Raw genomic sequence first — 18,083 nt, forward strand, 5'->3', positions numbered from 1 at the left:
TGAAGTCCATCTCAACTCGGGATCGCTGGGCGATTCGCGGGCCGAACGGCGGACCAGGCACGGTCCCACAGGGCGATCAACCCGCGGGGCTCAGCGATCAGAAACACAATGATGAGCGCACCGATGATGATACGCTGGCTCATCTCCAGCACACCGGAATCGAACACGCTGCCGAACAAGGCGGCGCCGATCCGCGACAGCAGTAGCGGGAACACGACGATGAAGGCCGCGCCGGCGAAAGATCCGCGCAGCGATGCCAAGCCGCCGATGATGATGATGAACAGGATCTGGAACGAGCGATCGAGATTGAAGCCGGCCGGCTCGACGGTGCGCAAATACGCAAACGCCCAGAGCACGCCGGCGACGCCGATGAGGAAGGACGAGGTCGCGAAGGCGAGTAGCTTGGTGCGCAGCAGCGGCACGCCGATCACCTTTGCCGCGATCTCGTGGTCGCGCACCGCGACGAAGTTGCGGCCGGACTGGGAGCGTACAAGTCGCAGGGTCAACAGCGTCAAGACGACCACGATCGTCAGCGAGAAGACGTAGCGTTCGGCGGCGCTGGTAAACGTGATGCTGCCAATCTTGAGAACCGGCGCGTCGATCACCCCGGACGGATTGTCGTTGGAGAACCAGCCGAACTTGGTGAGCGCCCACTGCACGAAGAATTGCGCGGCGAGCGTCGATACCGCGAGATAGAAGCCACGCAGCCGCAGGCTCGGCAGCCCGAAAAGGATGCCGATTGCCGCCGCAATGCCGCCGGCCAGCACCAGATCGACGAGCAGCGGCAAGGCCGGGACGCGAAGATGGAGGTCGTAGGCGGCATACGCGCCGACAGCGAGGAAGGCCGCCGAACCAAGCGAAACCTGCCCCGCATAGCCGGTGAGGACGTTGAGCCCGACCGCGGCAAGCGCCAGCGCCAGGAACGGCGTGAGCACGGCATCCAGCACATAGTCCGATCCCGCAAGCGGAACGACGCCGTAGGCGGCCAAGATCGCGATGCCGATCCACAGCGTCTTGGTCGAAGGCCAGCGCAGTCTGGCGGGTGTAAGAGCGGTCATAGCCTACACCCTTTCCACCAGCTTCTGGCCGAACAGGCCAGATGGCCGGATCAGCAAGAGTGCGAGTGCCACGACATAGGCCGCCCACGCCTCGATGCCGCCGCCAAAGAACGGCCCGACATAGACCTCTGCCAGTTTTTCGATGGCGCCGACCAGGAGACCGCCGACGATTGCACCGGCGATCGAATCGAACCCGCCGAGCACCAGCACTGGCAGCGCTTTCAACACGACGAGCGACAGCGAGAACTGCACGCCGAGCCGTGCGCCCCACATGAGGCCGCCGACGAGAGCAACGATTCCGGCCACCGTCCAGACCGCGGCCCACACCCGCGGCAGCCGCAGGCCCACCGCAAGGGCGGCAAATTGATCATCGGCTACGGCACGAAACGACAGCCCGGTGCGGGTATAGCGAAAGAACAGCGCAAACAGCGCAACCAGGCTGCCCGCGACGGCCGCCGCAAACAGGTCGAACTGACTGATCAGCACGCCCGCCACTTCGAACGGCGTGTCGCTGATGCCGATGTCGAGACCATGCACCTGCGTGCCCCACAGAAGCTGCGCAGCGCCCTCGATCACGTAGGAGAGTCCGAGCGTCGCCATGAACAACGTAATCGGTGGCTGGTTGACCAGTGGCCGCAGCACCGCCCGCTCAATGACGATGCCTAACACGATCATGATCGCCAGCGTTGCCGCCAGCGCTGCGGCAAACGATGTACCACGCTCGACCAGGCTAACGAAGGTCAGCGCCGCAAACAGCAGCATCGCGCCTTGCGCGAAGTTGAGCACGCCGGAGGTCTTGTAGATCAGCACGAACCCGATCGCCACCAGCGAGTACATTACCCCCGAAAGCAGGCCGCCAATCAGAACCTCAATCAGAAACTGAAAATCGATCATCAGATCGCAAGCTCCGTATCGTCCTCATGTGCGACGCCGAGATAGGCGTCGATCACTGCTGGGTCGGCACGGACCTGGTCGGGCGTGCCGTCGGCGATCTTTCGTCCGTAATCGAGCACGGCCACGCGGTCGGACAGCTCCATCACGACGCCGATGTCATGCTCGATCAGGACGATGGTGGCGCCGAAGCTGTCGCGGGCGTTGCGCACATGTTGCGACAACTCCTGTTTCTCCGTGACCGTCACGCCGGCGAACGGCTCGTCCAGAAGCAGGAGTTTTGGCCGCACAACCAGTGCCCGCGCCAGTTCGACCCGCTTCTGGAGCCCGTAAGGCAGCGTTCCGACCATGCGATCTTGAACTTCGGAGAGGTGTAGGAAAGAGATCACCTCTTCCGCAGCCGCGCGATTCTCTGCCTCGATCCGCCGCGCCAATGGTGAGCCGACGATCTGCCGCAGAAGGCCCGCGCGCACGCGATGCGCCAGCCCCATCAGCACATTGTCGAAAACGGAAAGCCCCTTGAACAGGGCAAGGTTCTGAAACGTCCGGGCCACGCCATGCGTGGCAAGCTTCGACGTCGGCACTTCGCGAAATGAGCGATCGCCGAACCACACCTCGCCCTGATCGGGTCGATAAAGCCCGCTGACGATGTTGAGCAGCGAGCTTTTGCCGGCGCCGTTCGGCCCGATCACCGCCCGGATTTCGCCCTCGGCGACGTGCAGATCGACATCGAGAAGCGCCGCGACCCCGCCGAAAGTCAGCGAAATATTCGCAAGTCTGAGGACCGGCCGCGCGAGCGTTTGGCCGGCCTGCTCGGTGCGGCTCACTATCGCCTCACCCCGTTCTCCACGCGACGCACGCACGTCTCCATCCGGAGGCAGCTCCTCCAGCCGAAGTACGCCGGCTCCTGTCGCAATCCCCGCCACCTGGCTGCCTTTCCTTGCGCCTATTCAGCAGCCTGAACGTGCGCGGGCGCTCTCGCCTCGAGCTCGCGGACCAGCGGGATCACATGTTTGCCGAAATATTCGACCTCTTCCTGGAAATGCAGGAACCCGAGCAGAATCAGATCAGCGCCCGCGCGTTTGAGCTCGATGATGCGTTCGGCGACCTGCTGCGGCGTGCCGATCAGATTCGAGCGGAAGCCGTCATTGTACTGGACGAGATCCTGGAAGGTGGATTTGGCCCAATTGCCCTCACGCTCAGGGCTGGCATTGCCGGCATTCTGGACCTCATGGTGGAAGCCGCGCACGGCATCCGGGATCGCTTTGTCGAGAATTTCCTGCAGGACGTCCCTGGCTTCCTTTTCGGTTTGCCGGACGATGCCGAACGCGTTGATGCCGATCTTGGTTCGCCAGTTCTTGCCGAACGCCTTTTCCTTGCTTCTGATGTCGTCGACTTGCGTCTTCAGGCCGTCTGGGGTGTTACCGTTGGTGAAATACCAGTCGGAGACGCGGGCGGCCATGTCGCGGGCAGCGCGCGAGGAACCGCCCTGGAAGATCTCCGGCAGTGGGTCGAGCGGCTTCGGCTTCACCGAGTAGTCGCGAAATCGGTAAAAGTCGCCGTTGAAGGTGAAGCTTTCCTCGTTCCAGATCCCACGCAGCGCGTTGATGAACTCTTCCGAGCGGCGGTAGCGCTCGTCATGATCCAGCCAGGGTTCGCCGATCGCATGGAATTCACCGCGGAACCAGCCTGAGACGATGTTGACCGCGACCCGGGCATTGGTCAGGTGGCTGATCGTCGCAATCTGCTTTGCGGCCAGCGCCGGATTCCATGGGCCGGGAAGGATGGCGGCGATGACGTTGAGCTTTTCAGTGGCTGCGAGAAGCGCGTGCGAGAAGCTGACGGATTCGTGCTGCTTGTCGGCACCATAGCCTGCGGTGAAGCGGATCTGGCTCAACGCGTAGTCGAAGCCAGCCTTCTCGGCGATCTGGGCCAGTTTGCGATTGTAATCGATTTCCCAACTGGTGCGCTGTTCGATCGAGGAAATGACGAGGCCGCCGGACACGTTCGGCACCCAATAGGCGAATTTGATGGCATTGCTGTTCGTGGTCATGCTGTCACCTCACGTGATTGGCTTGTGATGGGCGAACGGTGGGTTAAAGCAGGCAGCACAGTGCATTCACGCCGCTCGGGACAAGCGGGTGCATACCCAATTCAATCCGACGCTAAACTAGAAGTCGTAGAACTCTTGGCGATCTGCGGTGCAGGTGCCATTGACGCAGGATGGTCTCATCAACAGAGCGGCGCGCTCACCATAAGACGCGAAGGACTCCGCGCGGCGGAACGGTCGGCCTCCTCGACGAGATCATTGCAAACCATCAGCGCTTCCCTCTCTCAAGCACCATTGATTGACGATCGATAGTCCCAGAGAACCCATGAGCGCGCGAGTCTAAGACCAACTCTTTTTTGAGGTATCCGGGAAACTCATTTTTTTAGATTCGCAACAAGCGGCTTGTTTGTTGCTGCACGACCAAGACTCGCATCGCACAATCACCGATGCCGACATTCCCAGGTCGCGACCGTCTTAGGCAGACGACTCCCGCGTTGGGAGCGCAACCATTCATCTTCAAGCAGTCAGGCGTTGCCTCCAAGCGTTTTGTGGTGCTTTCACCTGGCCCGACGACCGACGCCGCGCCCCTCAGCCGTGGGAGCGCGAGCGCTCAGCGGGTCCCACCGCCCCCACACAAGCCGGAACCTCTGTCTACCTTGGGCTTTATGGCGCTTGATTGCCGGCGCCGCGGCGTTGCTCGACAAGTGCCCTCGCCGCGCGTTCCGCGGCGCGGGCGGAGCCGAAATGACCGCCGTCGAGGCTGTCAAAGACCCGCTCCGATGAGAAGAAGCGATAGCCGCGTCCGTCGCTGACGACGATACCAGCGGTTCGATCGAATACTTCGATGATATAGGCTTGGGACATCTCTGCGCGATCGCCGGACTCCGGCGCTCCTGCCTGATTGTTGATCAATTCGGATTTGTTGGTACGATCAACTACAGACACCGGTCGCCGCCGAGACGCAGCGATGTGGCATGCGGCTTCGCATGTCGAACATCAACCTTCCGTCGTTCGTTGGCATTGCGGCGACCCTGAGCAGCACGATCTGCTGCTGACGATTATCCGGCAGAACGGCACGATGGTCAATGCAATGGCTATCCAAAGTTGCCGAATTGGCGCGGCGCCGCATTCATCTCAGACTAGAAAGGAGCAAAGTTATAGCGACGCCGGCTGCAGAAGGTCGTTGCGGCGCGATGCCTCCTGATCGACCCTGGCTCGACGCGCGGGCCCAGGCCCCGCATTCGCACTCGGGAACATAGATCATTACGCGTCTCCAAATCTGCAAGCATCGACACTATGTTGCTAAAATGAATTGTCCTGCTCGCGTTTTTCGAGAGAATGCTTTTCTGCCAGTCTAAACGCCCTCACACGCACAAGATTGAATCGGTTCCGGTCGAGACCGCCGGGTGACACCGCAACGGTTTGTCCGTTCGATCGAAATCCGCCCACAGTGTTGGCGAGGTCATCACCGTGACCACGATGCCGCCCGCGACGGTATGTGAATTCGATCGACGCTGGTGCCGGATTGCGGCGCGAGCGCGCGCAAAGCAGTGACGTGTCCGTCATGAGTTCGTGTGCTTCATCCCGATCGTGCCGTTGCACGACGCGGCGCGGATCGGGACCACATCGTCTCCCGGCGTCCGGCAAATATCTGCCGGCGGCAACGCGCCACCTCGCAAACAACCCGCCGTAAGATCATTTGGATGCGTACCTCCCTGCCGACGCAGCGCAGATCGGCAAGCTGTCCATGGTGGCGAGCGTTGATTCGGCGCGAAAGCATCCCGCACAACGGGCAGTCGGTCGCCGCCATCTCCGAACGCGCTGTCAGAATTATCTGAGTCGGTCGACTCGCTTAAGCTGTCAAACGCCAACCCACGAGGCACAAGTGACGAAATTCGAAAACCAGTTCGTATGGCGTTGATGCCCATGGAGAATCGAGGTCGCCGGCGACACTCGTCGGAGTCGCACAAGGCCTCCGCACTCCAATGTCGATTTGCGTATGATGTGATCACCTCGGTTGGCTAAATCCCGTCCGCCCAGCCGCGCTCACACAGCTCGCCCATCACGAAATTGCGCAAAGACTGCTTCCGCGTGCGGGTGCCGGTGAATGCTGACAGATCCATACAAAATCACGGGCTTGCCCGAGCTGGGTCGGCGACACCAGACGACCGTGGCTGCTGCCGCCGGCTTCACGGCGCGTCTTGGTTGCAGCCACTCTACTCACGGCAGAATGGCATGCGGTCGAGCGGGATCAGCTGAAGGCGCTTGTATCGCACGTGACGTCAGGTTGTAGGCTGCCAATTCGAGTAGGTGACGTCCTTCGTCCTTCCGGATAGGTTTTACACGAGCGTGACAGAGGCCTCTGTGGATATGCTTGATGTCATTGGCATCGGGATCGGCCCGTTCAACCTCAGCCTAGCGGCACTGATTGAACCTACCCCGCTACGCGCGCTCTTTTTAGAGAAACGCGAGGGATTTTGTTGGCATCCGGGACTGGCGTTGCCGAACAGCCGGCTACAAGTGTCGCCACTTAAGGATTGCGTGACCCTGGTAGACCCTACCAGCCCCTATTCTTTCCTCAACTACCTGGCACTGCACGGGCGGCTCTACAGCTTCGTCAACAGACGCGACGCCTCAACCTCGCGGCGGGAATTTACCGACTATTACCAGTGGGTCGCACGACGGCTCAAGACGCTCCGCTTTGGCGAAGAGGTGGTCGACGTTGCGCCCTTCAGGGACGGCTACCGCGTCAACACGAGCACAACCACATACCTCGCGCGCGCTGTGGTGATAGGAGTTGGCGTAGAGCCGAAGATTCCAGCGTGTGCTAGGCCCCTGATCGGCAACGCCGTCTATCATGCGGCCGACTATCTCGAGCGGGATCCACCTTACGTCGGCGAGCATGTGCTCGTGGTGGGAGGTGGTCAGAGCGGTGCTGAGATTGTTGAGCACATGCTGAGTCGTCCCGTAGCGGCGCGGATTACGTGGGTGACGTCGCGGACAAACCTGTTTGCAATGGACGACAACAGTTTCGTAAACGAGGCTTACATGCCGGGGTACAGCCGGCGTTTTCACGCTCTCCCGCTCCAGCAACGTCGTGCCATCGTGGAGCACGAGAAGCTGACAAGCGACGGCATTTCCGTTGAGTTGTGCAATCGCCTCTATGACATGTTGTACCAACGCGGCGTGGAGGGCACGCTGGATGACAGTTTTCGTTTGTTGTCCGGCGTTGTCCTAACGGACATCACGTCCCACAACAAACGTTGGCAAGTCGATCTGAGCGGGATCGCGGCGCCGCGAAATCACAGCATCCTGGTTGATCGCATCGTGCTCGCCACAGGCTTCCAGCCGCGCACCCCACCGTTCTTGCAAACGCTCCTGCGCGGCGCGCACATGGAGGATAGCCTGCCTGTCGTCGGCCCGGACTACGCGGTCCGGTTCGATCAGCACATGCCAGGGCCGGTATATTTGCAGAACCAAAGCCGCCTGCAGCATGGGCTGCAGAGCGTCAATTTATCGCTGGTCGCATACCGGAGCAGCCTCATCATCAACAGCCTGCTCGGACAACCATTCTATCTGGATACGTCAGATCGGCAGATCCTGGACGGTTATGACACTTCAGACATGCCCGAACCAGGCGGTCTGGATGCGATGCCGACCACGCAACAAATGGCCGCAATCACATGAGCCAAGCGTCGTTGTCCCCCCTCCACAGCCGTCGTGTTGATGCTCCCGCTATAGCTGCGGACGAACTATCTATTAGGCTACACCACTGCGCCTTTGGACCATTTCTGGTCGCATCGATTGTTATTGCAGCAGCTTACGGCACGAGCTTCCTATTGCCGGACTACATGCAGGCGCTTGGTAAGAGTAGTGAAACCGCAGGTTTTCTGATCTCCAGCGCCATGATTGTGACAATCGTGTGCTGCTGCTCGGCAGGCTGGGTCGCGCAGCGCATCGGCATTATGCCGACGGTGGCCGCCGCCTCGATTACCATGGCGCTAGCCATGATGCTCGTTGCCGGCGCAGTCCTCGATGAGCGAGCAGCTTATGCTGGCGCTATGCTGATGGGCGCGGGATGGTCGGTGTCCTTCATCTTGTCGCCGTTGCAGATCATTCGCCATCTACGGCCGGCCGCACGTATCCAATATTTGACCATTTTGTCCGGCTCACAAATGGCCGGGCTCGGTTTAGCCGCTCCGCTCGGTCACTTCTTGGCAAACGTCACCGGCTCTTTGGCCATGGTCTATGTCCTGTTCGCGATAGCATGCGTCATCGTGACCATCTGCGTAGAGGTCGCACGACGTGCCATGTTGGACCTGCCTGCAGTGCCGATGCCGCATATCGAAATCACGGTAACTGCGACCGTAGCGCTCGTTCGAAAATCCACAGCTGCCCCCATCGCTATGATTGCGATTGCCGCCTGCACTTTCTCGGGACTGTCGACCTATCAGAGCGCCTATGCCGCATCACGTCACCTGAATTCCGATTTGTTCTTCTTGATATTTACTGCGTCCAGCGTGGCCTTGCGCTTCTCTCTCGCCCACGTGATGGGCCGCCTGCCCGTACACCGACTTGCGCTCATGCTCTTCGCAGCGACTGGTGCATCACTGGTACTATTCATTGTCAATACCGGCAGCACCCCGCTCTATATCGTGGCCACGGCCATTTTCGCGACAGGCTATGGGCTCACCTACTCCACCCTCAACGGAATGGCCGTCAATCTTGCTGGCGACCACGGGGTGTCCGTGCCGGTCACCTCACAAATCTTCACGCTGGCATATTTCCTCGGATTGTTCGGCTTTCCATTGGTCGGCGGGCAGTTGATCCGCGGATTTGGTCCCGACGCGATGCTGCTGACGCTATTGGGCGCGACGGCCTTGAATGCGCTGCTGGTAACTGCGCTTCGAGTGAAGGCTACAACCGGTGACCTGTAATTCTGGGAAGGGAGCTCGCCTATGCTGACCGAGGCGCAAAAAGCGAAATGGCAACAGGACGGATATCTCCGGCTCGAAGGCTTCTTCGATCCGGCCGCTCGCGACGGGATTTCCAATTTCGTGGATGATGTCGCGCGCTGGGATGTAAGCGTCGACAAATGGATGATGTGGTTCGAGAAGACAGCCGGCAATCGCAAGATTATCTCAAAGGTGGAGAACTTCTTGGATTACCATGACGCTCTGCGCGAGGCGCTGTTGGCCGACGGCCGCATTCGCACGACTGTCGAGACGCTACTCGATGAGGACACGCGGATGCTAAAGGAGCTGCTGATCTTCAAGTATCCTGATAGCGGCGGCTACCGCCCGCACCAGGACATTTATCATATCCCACACAAGATACCGGAACGCATGGTGCATGCAGTGGCAGCCATTGCCATCGACGATTCGGAGCCTGACAACGGCGGTCTTTTCTTCACGCCAGGTCGCCATAAGGAGGGAGTGTTTCCAATGGATGCCGGCGGCGTGATCAATCCAGAGGTCGCCGAGACCTTCACATGGGAACCGGTGTCATGGAAAGCCGGCGATGTGTTTATTTTCGACGACTACGCCCCCCACTATTCACTGCCAAATAAGAGCAGTCGGTCCCGCCGCGCGCTTTATCTGGTGTTCCAGCGCGCATCTACGGGAGGTCCAACGCGTGCCGAGTATATGCGCATGAAGCGCGCCTACAACCCACCGGAAGGCAAGCTATCGGATCCGGAAAACCTGAACGCGCCTAACGGCATATTCTATCGCGATTGAGTGCCAGTTCGAAGGAAGGACCGTCGTGTACACCAAGCAGATCGATCATTCATTGATGCGAGCGGAATATGGCGTGCTGGTCTGCCGTCTGTTGGAGCATCTTCCGGATGGTCTCAGCCCCGGGTTCGGCGCCTCGGTGGTGGAGGTCGCACCCGGCGGCGCGGTCGATCTGCACGGGCACCACGAGCACGAACTGTGGTTGCTGATTTCCGGGCGTGGAGAGTTCGAAGCTGACGGCCAGATGAGGCCGGTGAGTGAGACGACGTTGTGCTACATGCGACCAAACCAGCAGCACACTATCCGCAACGTCAGTCAGGACGATTCTCTCAAATTTCTATCCATTTGGTGGGATTGACATGCGCACCTATTTTGTCTGTCCCGCTCCCCCTTGCCCCAACGGCAAGCTGCATCTCGGTCACGTCGGCGGCGTATACTTACTCGCCGATATGTTCACCCGCTTTCAGCGTATGGCTGGCCATCGCGCGTACTATATTACGGGTGCGGATGAGCACGGCACGTACACGCTGGTGAAGGCACGAAAACTCGGCCGACCGGTTAGCGACGTCGCACAGAAGCACGTTCACGAGATCTTGCAGTGCTTGCGCGCGGTGCAAATCACGCCTGATGCGTTTGTGCGTACATCTAGCGAGACCCACAAAGAGAATGCGCTGGCGATTTTCCGCGAATTGCAGGAGGCCGGCTATGTCGACGTGCGCGACGGTGTCCAGCTCTATTGCGAACACTGCGACGAATTCGTGGCCGACTCGCTGGCAGTGGGCGTCTGTCCGGCATGCGATGCGACGACCGACAGCAATTTGTGCGAAGACTGCGGGCTAGCTGTTCAGCACGACACCCTACGCGACGCGCGGCACACCACGTGCGGCGGCTCGCTTGGGCTAAGGCCGATCAAGCAGGCCGTGTTTGATGTACCCCGGCTGGCTCAGGTGCTGGACAAAGCCATTGAACAAAGCGCGTGGCCCGGGGTTATCCGCGACAAGGCGCGCACTTGGTTAGCCGGCGCCGTACATGGCTTGCCGATGTCACGCCACTTCAGTCATGGCGTCAAGCTAACACAGCCTGAACATGTGACTGACCAAACCCTCCTCACATGGTTTGAGGGCCTGTGGAGTTTCGAAACTGGAATTCGCGAGCTATGCGACCGTGACAATCTGGACGCCCATTCGGCATTGCACGATCCGAACACCCAGCTTTTGTTTTTCATGGGCCAAGATAACCGTTTTTACTACACGGTAGGTGTGACAGGCGCCCTGCTCGCGCGTGGCTACCCAATTCCCAAGAATCATTCCGTCCAGGACTTCTACAAGCTCGAGCGCGAAAAGTTTTCGACCAGTCGTGACCATGCCCTTTGGGCCGATGAAGTGACGCGAGAGGTGGACGCCAGCGTCCTCCGCTACGCGCTGGCGCGCGTGGCCAAGCCATTCGACAGCAATAAGAACGACTTCGATGTTGACAGCCTGATCATGGCAGCGTCACGCCTTCGGATCTGGGAGGATGCGTTACGCCACTCAGACAACAACGCACACACAGTGGACAACAAGCACCCCTGCCCTACTCTCCGCAGCCTGGTTCAGCGTTATGCCGATGCGATCGAGTCGCTGCGTTTCTGGGATGCGCTTGATATCATCGACACGTATCTGGAGGTGGCCGACTTTGCGCGCGAGGGCAATGGTATGTGGAATGCCGCGACGGTCTCCTTGTTCCTGAGTCTGCTTTATCCCGTGGTACCTGAGCTAGCGATACGCTACGGTCAGCATTTCTTCGGCGCGGCCTGGCAGCCGTCCCTCAAGACGCCTGCAGCAGCAGCCCTGCCGGGCGCGAGGGTGGACTTCCCGTATTTCAGTGCGGCGGTATCTGCGAACTTCATTGCAGCGTACAACACGCGTTTTCGCACAGAACAGGTGAGGCAATCTGTTTGAGAGACAAAACCATGACTTCGCGGGCCTCTAACCGTAGCGCTCTCGCTCAGGGCTTTGCCCCGTTCTCTTACTCAGGTGCGAAGCACGCCATCAATTTCGGTTACGGCCTGCCCGATCCGGTGATGTTTACAGAGCTGGCCTGGCCGGATGCATTTAACCGGGATACCGGGGTCGCCTCCGCCGATCTGCCGCAGTATACGGATGCGCTGGGTTTACCCGAGCTCCGTACAAAGCTCGCAGGGCGCTACGGTGTGCGCGATGACCAAGTTATCCTTACGGGTGGCGCTTCACAGGCTTTGCAATTGATTGCCGACGCTTGGATCGACCCAGGCGATATCGTCCTGACCGAGGACCCGTGTTATTTGGGCGCACTGCGAACGTTTTCGATCGTGGGCGCGAACATCCTCCAGCTCGGTATGTGCGCAGAAGGGGTCGATCTGAATGAACTCGAAGCAATGTTGCGTAGTCATACCCGCGTGAAGCTTTTCTATACGACGCCAGCATTTCATAACCCGACCGGGCGCCAGATGTCGCGCACCCATATGGCCCGGGTCGCAGCGCTGCTGGACCACTATGGCGTGGCGTTGGTACAGGATCTTGTGTATGCGGAGCTGCCCTATAACGGCACGGTTGATTGGTTGGCACCAGGTGGCAACGTGATCAACATCCATAGCGTCTCCAAGGTCGCCGGACCGGGGTTACGGGTAGGCTGGGTGCTTGCGGAGTCGAACATCATCAACCGGCTTGCACGGCTAAAATGCGATGGCGGCGTAAGCCCCATCGTCAGTAATATCGTTTTAGCGTTGTTGCAATCGGGCGCCATTGATGCGCACATTGCGCGCCTGCGCCAGCATTATCGTGCCAAGCGGGATATCCTGCATACACTCTTGCTGTTTAGCCGATTTTGCGAGCCAGAGTATGTCGTACCAAGCGGTGGTTTCTCGTTTTGGGTGCGGTTGGCTGCTGGTCTCGAAGTTGAGACTTTCATTGAGGCTGCACGTCGCGAGCACGCCGTTCATCTCATAAATGGTCGCAATTATGGCCCACGAAGTGGCGATCATGTACGCCTGTGTTTTAGCTATCTCCCCACATCGCTCATTGAGCAGGGCCTGGCGCGATTGGGTACCTTGCACGCGACCTAACTAAGCATCACACAAATAACGTCGTCTGCTCCCGCACGGCTTCCAGCGCGATCTTTGCGCTCAGTGCCGCGTCGATCTTGCGTCTGGTCTTCGTCGTCATCATGGGCTCCGCCTATCAAACGGAGCGCGGCCCCTTCCAACCAAGTACGTGGCCCCACAATCGGGGTACATTACCATCCAACTGACATTGTCGGATATCCTTCAGTGTCGATTGTCGGTTTTGAGACAGTTCGAGCAATGTGACGCGACGCACGCTTCAAGGCTCTTGAAGATGCTTGGATCAAGGGTCTGAAGCGCTAATTCAGTTCGGCACGCCATTTGCGTGTTGGAAGGACATCACCAAGCAATCGGTGATGTGGGGCGGATCCAGCGCCTGACAATACCCGACGTTGCGCCATCCCGTTGTAATCGGAACGAGGTGGTGTGCAACGGTACGCCTGGGCGGTTGCGACGCGGTCGCGGTCGCGGTCGCGGTCGCTCACAGCCTCGTGGGGATGCCCTCGGGGTGTACGAATACGAAGCCCCGTGCGTACGACAGGACAGTGCCCCTGTACGCAGAAACATAGTGAATAGTTGGAAATCCTAATGCAGCCTATTGAACGAGCCGCGTTTCCACATCCGGACCGCTGGCGCTCCAGGTTCGAAGATTTGCCTTTGCTGATAGAGGGCGAATCGAAAGTGATCCGCGTTATCGACGATCAACGCGTCATCGTGCGTTTAAAGCCCACGTTGTTTTCGTACTCCGCAAATCGCGCTGCCACAGTTGAGGGCACCGACTGGTTACGTCTACGCATCAGCGAGCGGCTTTGGCGGATGCTAGAGACTGAGGGTGTGCCTTCCACGGTCGTTCACGTCGGTGAAGACTATTACATCAGTCGGCGAGTTGCGGCTCCGCCTATCGAGGTCATCGTGAAGGCGGCCTATGTCGGGACACCAAAACATATATACCTCGGGTTGGAGACTTTCCCGACGCGTCATGGCGGATACCTCCGACCCGATCAGCGACACGAACCCTATGTGCGCTTCGACTGGCGCAACCCACTACCGCATCGGGACGAATGCATGCCGAATTGGCTCGCGGACCGCTTCATCGATACGGATGCTGCCAGGCATTTGGCTTTGCGAGCCTTCAAGGCGCTGGCGAGAGTCTTGGCATCGTGCGAAATTGAACTCCTCGATATTTGCTTTTTTATCACCGCCGAAGGCGATGCGATATTTGGCGAGGTTTCACCAGACTGCATGCGAGCCAAGCACGCCTCACATGATTTAGACAAGGACCTTTGGCGTAAGGGCAAAGATCCAGAAACTATTCTCCGCCAGTGGCGAGCGTTTCTGGATCGGCTGAAAGCGCTTCCATGAAGATGAGCAATCCTAACGCCATCATCTTTGACTGGGGTAACACCCTTTGCGATTATCCATTGCGGACCGAGGCCGCACAGGTTGAGTTCTTGCATGATTTCCTCACCGATCCGTCCAGCTTTACAGATTTGGCCACTGTGACAGCGCCGAGATCCATCGCTGGCGCGACGTTGCAGGCGCTGAACCGAGAGCGCGAGGATTGTCGTGTGGTTTCTTTCGCCGACCGGTTGAGATGCGTGCTGGCACCCGACATGGATGACGCGGATGCAGAGCTACTCGAGCTGCGCCTCTGCAAAAGGATCTTTGCCAGTGGCCGGCTCATGCCAGAAGCGGAGAAAGTTATTGCTACAGTTCGCCGCATGGGCTACCGGACGGCGATCTTGTCTAATACGCCTTGGGGAACGAGCCACAGGTTGTGGCGAGCCGAGGTAGGTCGGCACACAAATGTCAGCCGCAACTGCGATCTTGTCATGTTCTGCGGCGATTGCGGTTATCGCAAGCCCAGCCAAGCCGCTTTTGATGCCTGTTTAGAACTTTTGCGTGAGGCGCCAGACGGGGTCATCATGGTAGGTGATAGCTTTCGCTCGGATGTTCTGGGCGCACGCGGCGCGGGATGCCAAGCAGTCTGGTTCTGCCGTGACGCCTCGTTGCCAAAAGACGACTCGGCCGCTATCATGACGACACTCGATGATATCTTTTCGCTCCTCGGCAAGGGTGCATAAGCAGTACCGGTAATTTCATTTCTAAGAAGCGTTTGTGACCCGGATGCCTCCGCGCCACACTCAGATTGAGCACTACAGTTGGTGCGCCGGGAAACCGGCAAGGAGTAGGTGGTGGAAGTCCACTGCGAAGAGGCAGTAAGTACTGCTCTTCGCTCTTCACCGGCACGAAGCGCATGCTCGGTCGCGTCACCGCGTCGCAGATTGCTTCTGCATCGGCCGCGTCGTTCTTCCCGCGCTTGAGGTAGGCCTTGACGTCGCTCGGCGGCACCAGCCGGACTTGGTGGCCGAGCGCGATCAATTCGTGCGCCAAATGGTGCGCAGTCGCGCACGCCTTGATATCGATCAGGCACCGAGCCAGCCCGGCTAAGAACGCCCGCAGATCGATCTGTCGCGCAGAAACGATGGCGTCGTCTCGATGGCCACGATCACTTGCCACACCTCGTTCTCGGTCTGACATTCAGCGGCGGGATCGAGGTCAGTCAAGCCCAGTTGCCGCCTCCTGATCCGGCCAAGCCGTCACCAGAATTCAGCGATGGCTCGCGATGATGCTGCGACCAGCTGAGCGGTTGTACGACGAGTGATTATAGCAGTGAACGCAATTTCACGCGCCTCCCAATCATGATAGGGGAGCTGCGCTCCGGCTTGCGATATTGTTCGACCATTCAAACCGATCAATCGCTCGCAACCGAAAGCGCCGCGGCGGGCGGAAAATGATCGGTCGGTCCATTCAAGGATCGTGGGAAGCTCTCAGAGCCGCCGTAGGAATTCGCCCAGGCGAGCGGAGGCAAGATGAGAGGTTAAGGCCGGAGGGCGATCATGAATACAATATCGGCAGGTCACGCGCGCGAGGGGGCATATGATGTTCTTCTGAGCGATCTGGATGTCAGCGACGTCAAGCGCTTTCAGGATGACAGCATTTGGCCCTATTTCGAGCGGTTACGAAAGGAAGATCCCATCCACTACTGTAGCGATAGCCCCTACGGTCCCTATTGGTCCATAACAAAATACCACGACATCGTTGCAGTCAACATGACTCACGGAGTGTTTTCGTCAGAGCAAGGCGTCACGATCGTCGATTTACCGGAGGAGTATTGGACCCCGAGTTTCATCAAGATGAGCCCTCCGAAACATGGCGAGCAGCGCAATACGATCAGCCCGATAGTGGCACCGGAGAATCTGGCCAAGCTCGAGGGCTTGATCCGTCGGCGGGTCAAGGCCATTCTGGATGGCTTGCCGCGCAATGAAACCTTCGACTGGGTCGATAAGGTCTCGATCGAGTTGACGACGCAAATGTTAGCGACGCTGTTTGATTTTCCATTTGAGGATCGGCGGCTGCTGACCTATTGGTCGGACGTCGCCGCCACGACTCCGCGAACTGACCACGGGATCGACACTTGGGAGAAGCGACGCGCAGTCCTGTCCGGGTGCCTGGACTATTTCACACGACTTTGGAACGAGCGAAAAAATGCCGAGCCCCGCGCCGACTTGATTTCGATGATGGCGCACTCACCGGCGACTCGGAATATGGAGCCACGCGAGTTCCTGGGAAATCTCATCCTGCTGATCGTGGGCGGGAATGACACCACGCGCAATTCGATGAGTGGAAGCGTATTGTTCATGAACCAGAATCCGTCCGAGCTCCGGAAGCTATGCGACAATCCTGTGCTCGTGTCGAGCGCCGTCTCCGAGGTCATACGCTACCAGACGCCGATCGCACACATGCGCCGCACTGCCATGGTCGATATCGTGATAGGCAACAAGCAAATCAGGCGAGGCGATAAGGTCGTCATGTGGTACATTTCCGGGAACCGAGACGATGAGGTCATCGACCAGGCCGACAGCTTCATCATCGATCGGAAGGACTCACGGCAACACCTCTCGTTCGGGTTCGGTATCCATCGCTGTGTCGGAAGACACCTTGCGGAACTGCAGCTGAAGATCCTTTGGGAAGAAATGCTGAATAGACGCCTGGACATCAAGGTGGTCGGCGAGCCGGAACGAGTCGCGTCTAACTTCGTGCACGGTTATTCCGCCCTCCCAGTGCAGATGGTCGCTTAGGCAATAGGCTCCTACTTGCAATCGCTCTGAGATGAGCCGGAGCTTGCAACCGTGAGCCGGTCCGAGCAGCTCCCCACGCTGGGAGAGGTGTTCTCGCGATCTTCGAAAGCACCGGCGGATGTCCAGACACATGTCGAATATTCGATGAGTGCACTCCCGCCAACGCCGTCGGCACAAAGGCGAGTTCATTAGGCAATGTCGGCGTGACGACGCTCAACGTCGTCACCCGAGAAGATCGTGCTATTTGCGGTTTTTCGTGTTGGAGAGTTTCTCGCCTGGCCCGTCCTTGGCCTCCCCTTTACCAGCGGATATCAATTTCGACTTGTCGCCGCTGCCGAACGTGAAAGTGTCAGCGCCGGCGCTGATCCCATTCCATACCACGGGCTCGGCGAGCGAGAGGAGCCAAAGCCCTTGAAAACCCGATGCGGCATTGAGCTGTCCCGTCCACACGGTCGTTGAGCTGCAGCCCCCGAAGTTGACTGTAAAGCTGATCGCTGTGCCGCTATTGGTTTGGGCCAGCCAGCCTGTCATCGGCTGAGGGGCGCCTTCGTCGCAGCTATTCGTTGCGTTATTTGTATAGGTGCCGGAAATGGCGCCCGTGCTCTGGTCGTAGCTGTTGACCGCCAGAACCGAGCCGTATTGGTTGTTCCAGGTCCAGATGGGCTGCGCCCGTGCGGGTGCCGCCATCAGCAGCCCAAGGCCAGCCAAAGCCATCCATCTTGTGAGTGTCCGTTTATCTTGATGCATCACCGACTCCATGTCGCTTCAGAAAGATCGCGCTTTGCATATAAACCTCTCTTTCAAGATTTACAATCCAACCGTGCATTCTACTATATCGCCCTTACGAGTTGCTTTATTCTATATGCCGTTTAGGTTTGGGCCAATCGTGCTTTTCATTCAGCACGGCGAGGGACAACTTCCTCCACAATGTCGGTCGGCGCCGGCGCATCGGTCTAACCCACCCATATGTGGGAACGGCCTGGGCCGCGAGATCTTTCCTGGTTGAACAAGAGATGACTGTGCGGTCATGAGTTCGGCTTCGAGTAAGGCACTTGGCCGCTGGCGAACGCGCGGCTTCCTGCGCCATGCTTTCATCAAACAACACGGCCACTATAGGAACGGAACATA

General features: G+C 58.8%; 15 protein-coding genes and 1 pseudogene. 9 read left to right on the plus strand and 7 right to left on the minus strand.

Translation table 11 applies throughout. The annotated features are described in order from the left end of the window. Nucleotides 1-11: 11 nt before the first annotated feature. The 5 genes from I3J27_RS33240 to I3J27_RS33260 form a co-directional block, all read right to left on the minus strand. Nucleotides 12-1,058, minus strand: coding sequence for a branched-chain amino acid ABC transporter permease (locus tag I3J27_RS33240; RefSeq protein WP_270163104.1), 1,047 nt, complete (start codon nucleotides 1,056-1,058; stop codon nucleotides 12-14). Between the two features lie 3 nt (nucleotides 1,059-1,061). Then, complete coding sequence (locus tag I3J27_RS33245) at nucleotides 1,062-1,952, minus strand: branched-chain amino acid ABC transporter permease (protein ID WP_270163105.1); 891 nt, start codon at nucleotides 1,950-1,952, stop codon at nucleotides 1,062-1,064. After that, nucleotides 1,952-2,779: an ABC transporter ATP-binding protein gene (locus I3J27_RS33250; RefSeq protein ID WP_370691994.1), complete on the minus strand. Its 828-nt coding sequence runs from the start codon at nucleotides 2,777-2,779 to the stop codon at nucleotides 1,952-1,954. Before I3J27_RS33250 ends, I3J27_RS33245 begins: the two co-directional genes overlap by 1 nt. A 116-nt stretch (nucleotides 2,780-2,895) precedes the next feature. After that, the gene (gene sfnG / locus I3J27_RS33255; RefSeq protein ID WP_270163106.1) at nucleotides 2,896-4,002 is read right to left on the minus strand and encodes a dimethylsulfone monooxygenase SfnG; all 1,107 of its coding nucleotides are present in this window, start codon (nucleotides 4,000-4,002) and stop codon (nucleotides 2,896-2,898) included. 660 nt (nucleotides 4,003-4,662) lie between these two features. Beyond that, complete coding sequence (locus I3J27_RS33260; RefSeq protein WP_270172936.1) at nucleotides 4,663-4,863, minus strand: hypothetical protein; 201 nt, start codon at nucleotides 4,861-4,863, stop codon at nucleotides 4,663-4,665. 1,506 nt (nucleotides 4,864-6,369) lie between these two features. Between I3J27_RS33260 and I3J27_RS33265 the strand changes: the two genes are divergently transcribed. The 8 genes from I3J27_RS33265 to I3J27_RS33300 all read left to right on the plus strand — a co-directional run bounded on the left by I3J27_RS33265 (nucleotide 6,370) and on the right by I3J27_RS33300 (nucleotide 14,897). After that, nucleotides 6,370-7,686, plus strand: coding sequence for a lysine N(6)-hydroxylase/L-ornithine N(5)-oxygenase family protein (locus I3J27_RS33265; protein ID WP_270172937.1), 1,317 nt, complete (start codon nucleotides 6,370-6,372; stop codon nucleotides 7,684-7,686). 152 nt (nucleotides 7,687-7,838) lie between these two features. After that, nucleotides 7,839-8,936 carry an MFS transporter gene (locus tag I3J27_RS33270; protein WP_270163107.1) on the plus strand — a complete coding sequence of 366 codons (1,098 nt, stop codon included), beginning with the start codon at nucleotides 7,839-7,841 and terminating at the stop codon, nucleotides 8,934-8,936. 21 nt (nucleotides 8,937-8,957) lie between these two features. Continuing rightward, nucleotides 8,958-9,737, plus strand: coding sequence for a phytanoyl-CoA dioxygenase family protein (locus I3J27_RS33275; protein WP_270163108.1), 780 nt, complete (start codon nucleotides 8,958-8,960; stop codon nucleotides 9,735-9,737). A 25-nt stretch (nucleotides 9,738-9,762) separates the two neighbouring features. After that, complete coding sequence (locus I3J27_RS33280; RefSeq protein WP_270163109.1) at nucleotides 9,763-10,092, plus strand: cupin domain-containing protein; 330 nt, start codon at nucleotides 9,763-9,765, stop codon at nucleotides 10,090-10,092. A 1-nt stretch (nucleotide 10,093) separates the two neighbouring features. Next, complete coding sequence (locus tag I3J27_RS33285; RefSeq protein ID WP_270163110.1) at nucleotides 10,094-11,674, plus strand: class I tRNA ligase family protein; 1,581 nt, start codon at nucleotides 10,094-10,096, stop codon at nucleotides 11,672-11,674. Nucleotides 11,675-11,685: 11 nt separating this feature from the next. Next, nucleotides 11,686-12,816 (plus strand): aminotransferase-like domain-containing protein, encoded by a 1,131-nt coding sequence (locus tag I3J27_RS33290; protein ID WP_270163111.1) that lies wholly within the window; start codon nucleotides 11,686-11,688, stop codon nucleotides 12,814-12,816. A gap of 585 nt (nucleotides 12,817-13,401) precedes the next feature. Next, nucleotides 13,402-14,175, plus strand: a complete 774-nt coding sequence (locus I3J27_RS33295) for a phosphoribosylaminoimidazolesuccinocarboxamide synthase (RefSeq protein ID WP_270163112.1) — start codon at nucleotides 13,402-13,404, stop codon at nucleotides 14,173-14,175. After that, nucleotides 14,172-14,897 (plus strand): HAD family hydrolase, encoded by a 726-nt coding sequence (locus tag I3J27_RS33300; protein WP_270163113.1) that lies wholly within the window; start codon nucleotides 14,172-14,174, stop codon nucleotides 14,895-14,897. Before I3J27_RS33295 ends, I3J27_RS33300 begins: the two co-directional genes overlap by 4 nt. A gap of 142 nt (nucleotides 14,898-15,039) precedes the next feature. Here I3J27_RS33300 and I3J27_RS33305 read toward each other — a convergent pair. Further along, nucleotides 15,040-15,255 (minus strand): annotated as a pseudogene (locus I3J27_RS33305) (IS110 family transposase); the annotation flags it as partial. A gap of 458 nt (nucleotides 15,256-15,713) precedes the next feature. Here I3J27_RS33305 and I3J27_RS33310 point away from each other — a divergent pair. Continuing rightward, nucleotides 15,714-16,955, plus strand: coding sequence for a cytochrome P450 (locus I3J27_RS33310; RefSeq protein ID WP_270163114.1), 1,242 nt, complete (start codon nucleotides 15,714-15,716; stop codon nucleotides 16,953-16,955). Nucleotides 16,956-17,195: 240 nt separating this feature from the next. Here I3J27_RS33310 and I3J27_RS33315 read toward each other — a convergent pair whose 3' ends face one another. After that, nucleotides 17,196-17,702: an avidin/streptavidin family protein gene (locus tag I3J27_RS33315; protein ID WP_270163115.1), complete on the minus strand. Its 507-nt coding sequence runs from the start codon at nucleotides 17,700-17,702 to the stop codon at nucleotides 17,196-17,198. Nucleotides 17,703-18,083 lie beyond the last annotated feature (381 nt).

It is taken from the genome of Bradyrhizobium xenonodulans (assembly GCF_027594865.1).
Lineage (GTDB): Bacteria > Pseudomonadota > Alphaproteobacteria > Rhizobiales > Xanthobacteraceae > Bradyrhizobium > Bradyrhizobium xenonodulans.

Excerpts from the sequence above, each read along its gene's own strand:
- I3J27_RS33240 (WP_270163104.1), bottom strand. The coding sequence starts at position 1,058 with ATGACCGCTCTTACACCCGCCAGACTGCGCTGGCCTTCGACCAAGACG.
- I3J27_RS33245 (WP_270163105.1), bottom strand. The coding sequence starts at position 1,952 with ATGATCGATTTTCAGTTTCTGATTGAGGTTCTGATTGGCGGCCTGCTT.
- sfnG (WP_270163106.1), bottom strand. The coding sequence starts at position 4,002 with ATGACCACGAACAGCAATGCCATCAAATTCGCCTATTGGGTGCCGAAC.
- I3J27_RS33260 (WP_270172936.1), bottom strand. The coding sequence starts at position 4,863 with ATGTCCCAAGCCTATATCATCGAAGTATTCGATCGAACCGCTGGTATC.
- I3J27_RS33265 (WP_270172937.1), top strand. The coding sequence starts at position 6,370 with ATGCTTGATGTCATTGGCATCGGGATCGGCCCGTTCAACCTCAGCCTA.
- I3J27_RS33275 (WP_270163108.1), top strand. The coding sequence starts at position 8,958 with ATGCTGACCGAGGCGCAAAAAGCGAAATGGCAACAGGACGGATATCTC.
- I3J27_RS33285 (WP_270163110.1), top strand. The coding sequence starts at position 10,094 with ATGCGCACCTATTTTGTCTGTCCCGCTCCCCCTTGCCCCAACGGCAAG.
- I3J27_RS33290 (WP_270163111.1), top strand. The coding sequence starts at position 11,686 with ATGACTTCGCGGGCCTCTAACCGTAGCGCTCTCGCTCAGGGCTTTGCC.
- I3J27_RS33295 (WP_270163112.1), top strand. The coding sequence starts at position 13,402 with ATGCAGCCTATTGAACGAGCCGCGTTTCCACATCCGGACCGCTGGCGC.
- I3J27_RS33300 (WP_270163113.1), top strand. The coding sequence starts at position 14,172 with ATGAAGATGAGCAATCCTAACGCCATCATCTTTGACTGGGGTAACACC.
- I3J27_RS33310 (WP_270163114.1), top strand. The coding sequence starts at position 15,714 with ATGAATACAATATCGGCAGGTCACGCGCGCGAGGGGGCATATGATGTT.
- I3J27_RS33315 (WP_270163115.1), bottom strand. The coding sequence starts at position 17,702 with ATGCATCAAGATAAACGGACACTCACAAGATGGATGGCTTTGGCTGGC.